This window comes from Streptomyces phaeofaciens (genome assembly GCF_014648915.1).
Lineage (GTDB): Bacteria > Actinomycetota > Actinomycetes > Streptomycetales > Streptomycetaceae > Streptomyces > Streptomyces phaeofaciens.
Map to the genome: position 1 here is coordinate 1 of NZ_BMSA01000080.1, position 4,656 is coordinate 4,656.

The window sequence follows — 4,656 nt, forward strand, 5'->3', positions numbered from 1 at the left end:
TCGTCCCGCGCTCCACTCGGATCCCGATGTACTCGGCTGTGACGGCCGCTCCCGTGCCGGGTGAGTCGCTGGACGCGGAGTACTGGTATCGCAACCTGCGTGAGCGGGTCCGTTTCCACGAGACCGTCGAGGTGCTGGTCGGTGAAGGCCACACCCTGTTCCTCGAAGTCAGTGCGCACCCCGTGCTGACCAGCGCGATCGAGGAGACCGGTTACGCGATGGACGCCCCGGTGCGTGCCGTCGGGACCCTGCGCCGGGGCGAGGGTGGTGGCCGGCAGTTCCTGATGTCGCTCGCCCAGCTCTGGGCGCACGGTGTCGCTCCCGACTGGTCGACCGTGCTCCCCGCCGCGCCACCGGTCGACCTTCCCACGTACGCCTTCCAGCGCGACCACTACTGGCTGGCGGCCGCCGCTTCGGTGGGCGGCGGCGCGACCGCGCCGGATTCCTGGCGGTACCGGGAGAAGTGGACCCCGCTGCCCGACGGCGACGGCCCGGTCGGTCTGTCCGGCACCTGGCTGGTGGCCGTCGACGCGGACCAGGCGGGCGGTGCGCTGCACGAGGCGGTCGTCGCGGGTCTGCGGGGGCATGGGGCCGTGGTGGAGACGCTGTCGGCGTCCGGCGAGCCGGGGCGGTGGGCCGAGGTGCTGGCCGCGCAGGCGTCGCCGGCCGGTGTGGTCTCGCTGCTCGCCCTCGCCGACGACGAGACGCCGGAGGTCCCGGGAGACGTGCGAGACGGGCGAGGCCGGAAAGCCCAGCGCGGCGGGCGAGTTGAGCCCGGTGCCCACGGCGGGCTCCACGCCACGCTGTCACTGATTCAGGGGATGGCGGCCGCGCGGCTCACCGCCCCCCTGTGGTGTGTCACCCAGGGCGCGGTGTCCGTGGGCGACCAGGACCCCCTGATGCACCCGCACCAGGCGTCGGTGTGGGGACTGGGACGCGTCGCCGCGCAGGAACTCCCCACCCAGTGGGGCGGGTTGGTCGATCTGCCCATGGACCCGGACGCGACGGTCGTGCGTCGTCTGTGCGCGGTCCTCGCGGCCGGTGCCCCCGAGGACCAGATCGCGGTGCGTCACACCGGTGCCCTCGGGCGCCGGCTCGTCAGGGCCCGCCCCGACGTCGCCCAGCCGGGCGGCGAGTGGCGGCCCGGCCCTGGAACCGTGCTGATCACCGGCGGCACCGGGGCGCTCGGGAGCCGACTCGCCCGGCGGCTGGCGGAGCGGGGCGCCGAGCACCTGCTGCTCGTCGGCCGACGCGGCGACACCGCCCCGGGCGCCGCCGGGCTGGCGGCCGAGCTGGCCCGGACCGGGGCCAAGGTGACGGTGGCCGCGTGCGACCTCGCGGACGGCGACGCGCTGAGCGGCCTTCTGGCGTCGATCCCGGCCGAGTATCCGCTGACGGCGGTGTTCCACACGGCCGCCGTACTGGACGACGCGGCCGTCGAATCCTTGACGCCTCATCAGGTGGACGCCGTACTGAAGGTGAAGGCGGCTGCCGCGTGGCGGCTGCATGAACTCACGCGCGGTCTGGAGCTGTCCGCGTTCGTCCTGTTCTCCTCCGTGGCCGGCAGCGTCGGCATGGGCGGGCAGGGCAACTACGCTCCGGCCAACGCCTATCTGGACGCGCTCGCCCGGTACCGCCACGCGCGGGGGCTGACCGCGACCTCCGTCGCCTGGGGGCCCTGGGCGCAGGGCGGGATGGCCGACGGTGACGCGGTGGCCGAGCTGCGGCTGCGGCACGGACTGCCGTTGCTGCCACCGGAGTCGGCGATCCTCGCGCTGGAAGCCGTGCTGGGGGGCGGCGAACCGGCAGCTGTCGTCGCCGACTTCGACTGGGCGCGGTTCACGCACGCCTACACCGCCGTACGACCGAGCCGGCTGCTCGACGAGATTCCCGAGGCCCGGCAGGCGCTCGCCGAGGGTCGGGCCGAAGCCGCCGGTGAAACGGCCGTCCCGCTCCGCGACCGGCTGGCCGACGCGGATCCGCGTGAACGCCGACGGCGGCTCCTGGACGTCGTACGCGGGCAGGTGGCCGCCGTCCTCGGGCACGACTCGGCCGAATCCGTGGGCACCGGACGCAAGTTCCTCGAACTCGGGCTGGACTCCGTCACCGCCGTGGAGCTGCGCAACCGGCTGAACGGTCTGACCGGACTGCGACTGCCCATCGCCGTGATCTTCGACCACCCGACGGTGAACGACCTCGTCGCCCACCTCGGCGCACGGCTCTTCGCGACCGGTCCGGAACCGGGGAAGCCCGGCGCCGACGACCCGCACACCGAGACCGCCGTGGACGCCGAGCGGCTGAACGAGGAACTCGACGCCGCGAGCAACGACGAGCTGTTCGCCTACATCGAGAAGGAGTTCGGGATCTCCTGACGCGCGCGTCCCTCCCCGGCTTCCGTCCCTCCCGGCCTCCGTCTCTCCCGACCGTCTGGCCCCTTCGACCGCCTGACCCCCTTCGACCGCCTGCCCCCCCCATACCGCCGCCCCGTTGTGGCGCGCCCTCTTCCCGAACGGCCGACTCATCGCATGGAGCAAGTAATGGACGACGTCAAGAAGCTCCGTCACTTCCTGACGCGGGTCACCGCGGAACTCCAGGAGACGCGGGCGCGACTGCGAGTGGTGGAGACGGCCGCCGACGAGCCGGTGGCCATCGTCGGGATGAGCTGCCGCTACCCCGGCGGCGTGGCGTCGCCCGAGGCACTGTGGGAGCTGGTGTCGACGGGCGGCGAGGGCATCTCCGGGTTCCCCACCGACCGCGGCTGGGACCTGGCGTCGCTGGTCGATCCGGACGGCGGCCGGCCTGGCACCTCGTACACGGCCGAGGGCGGCTTCCTGCACGACGCGGGCGAGTTCGACGCCGGCTTCTTCGGGATCTCGCCGCGTGAGGCCCTGGCGATGGACCCGCAGCAGCGGCTGCTCCTGGAGACCTCCTGGGAACTCTTCGAGCGGTCCGGCATCGACCCGCAGTCGCTGCGCGGCAGCCGGACGGGTGTCTTCATCGGCGCCAGCTTCCACGACTACGGCGGCCGGCTGCCCGCGATCCCGGAGGAGGTTGAGGGCCACGCCATGACCGGCGTCGCCGGGAGCGTCGCCTCGGGGCGCATCGCCTACACCTTCGGGCTGACCGGGCCCGCCCTCACCGTGGACACGGCGTGCTCGTCGTCCCTGGTGGCGCTGCACCTGGCCGTGCAGTCGCTGCGCCAGGGCGAGTGCTCCCTGGGCGTGGTCGGCGGGGTTGCGGTGATGTCCGGCCCTGACCTCTTCACCGAGTTCAGCAAGCAGCAGGGCCTGTCCCGGGACGGCCGTTGCAAGGCGTTCTCCGCCGACGCCGACGGCATGGGCGCGGCGGAGGGCGTGGGGCTGCTGCTGGTGGAGCGGCTGTCCGACGCCCTGCGCAACGGTCATCAGGTGCTGGCGGTCGTCCGTGGTTCGGCCGTCAACCAGGACGGCGCGTCCAACGGCCTGACCGCGCCGAACGGTCCGGCGCAGGAGCGGGTGATCCGGCAGGCGCTGGCGGGTGCGGGGCTGACGGCGTCCGAGGTGGACGTGGTGGAGGCGCACGGTACGGGGACCTCGCTGGGTGATCCGATCGAGGCGGGGGCGTTGCTGGCGACGTACGGGCAGGACCGTCCCGCGGACCGGCCCGTGCTGCTGGGGTCGGTGAAGTCCAACATCGGTCACACCCAGGCCGCCGCCGGTGTGGCCGGGGTGATCAAGACCGTGATGGCCATGCGGCACGGTGTCGTACCGGCCACGCTGCACGCCGACGAGCCGACGCCGCATGTGGACTGGGCCTCCGGTGCCGTACGGCTGGTCACCGAGACCACCGTGTGGCCCGAGACCGACCGGGCGCGGCGGGCGGCGGTGTCGTCGTTCGGCGTGAGCGGGACCAACGCGCATGTGATCGTGGAGGGCCCGCCGGCCCTCGACGCCACGGCCGAGGAGCCGCCCCCGCCCGGGGTCTTCACGGGTGCGGACACGGTGCCGTGGGTGCTGTCGGGGCGGTCCGAGGCGGGGCTGCGGGCGCAGGCGGAACGGCTGCGTGCGTCGGTCGCAGCCGGTGACGAGTCCGTCGCCGCCGTCGCCCGGTCGCTGGCCACCCGGCGGGCGGCCCTGGAGCACCGGGCCGTGGTGGTCGCGGGGGACCGGGAGGGCTTCCTGGCCGGGCTGGAGGCGATCGCCTCGGGCGAGCCTTCCGCGCAGGTGATAGGCGGGAAGACCGAGGGCGAGTCCGACACGGGTGTGGTGTTCGTGTTCCCCGGGCAGGGGGCGCAGTGGGTGGGGATGGCGGCCGAACTCCTGGGCGCCTCAACCGTGTTCGCCGAGTCGGTGGAGGCGTGTGCGCGGGCGTTGGCCCCGTTCGTCGACTGGGATCTCCTTGACGTCCTGCAAGAGTCGGCGGACGGGGGTGCGTTGGAGCGGGTGGATGTGGTGCAGCCCGCGTTGTGGGCGGTGATGGTGTCCCTTGCCGAGGTGTGGCGTGCGGCTGGGGTTGTTCCTTCGGCTGTGGTGGGTCATTCGCAGGGGGAGATCGCTGCGGCGTGTGTGGCGGGTGCGTTGTCGTTGGAGGACGGGGCGCGCCTGGTCGCGTTGCGCAGTCAGGTGATCGCGCGTGAACTGGCGGGTCGGGGTGGGATGTTGTCCGTCGCGGCGTCTG

General features: G+C 73.5%; 2 protein-coding genes. Both read left to right on the top strand.

Going from position 1 to position 4,656, the window contains the following annotated elements:
* Positions 1–2,372: type I polyketide synthase (locus IE275_RS45520; RefSeq protein ID WP_189718584.1), on the top strand; the 2,372-nt coding region annotated here is incomplete at its 5' end.
* Positions 2,373–2,489: 117 nt separating this feature from the next.
* A partial coding sequence (locus IE275_RS45525; RefSeq protein ID WP_444545892.1) for a type I polyketide synthase occupies positions 2,490–4,656 on the top strand: 2,167 nt, incomplete at its 3' end.